Here is a 264-nt window from a genome sequence, read left to right as displayed (position 1 = left end):
CACAGGCACCGGCGCGCTGGAAGCGCGTTGGGCTCTGGAAACGCTGCGCGCGCAGGCCGCGCCGGTGGCGATGGTGGCGGCCGATTACCTCGGCCAGTACGAGCGCATGCGCATCGACGAGCAAGACGGCCGCTTGGTGCTGCGCGACGGCCGCCGCCCGCCGCAGACGCTGATCGCGCTGCAGCCGGACCTGTTCTGCCTCAGCGACGATCCGCGCCTGCGCCTGCGCTTCGAACGCGGCGCCGACGGCCGCGTCGCGGCGCT

Annotated in this window: 1 protein-coding gene; it reads left to right on the top strand. The window is 74.2% G+C overall.

Features of this window, described 5'->3' with window-relative positions; translation table 11 throughout:
• A partial coding sequence (locus HKX41_11895; GenBank protein NNC24836.1) for a hypothetical protein occupies positions 1 to 264 on the top strand: 264 nt, incomplete at both ends.

This window comes from Salifodinibacter halophilus (genome assembly GCA_012999515.1).
GTDB classification, from domain to species: domain Bacteria; phylum Pseudomonadota; class Gammaproteobacteria; order Nevskiales; family Salinisphaeraceae; genus Salifodinibacter; species Salifodinibacter halophilus.
Note: the sequence above shows the minus strand (reverse complement) of the source record. Positions and strands in the feature narration are given on the sequence as shown.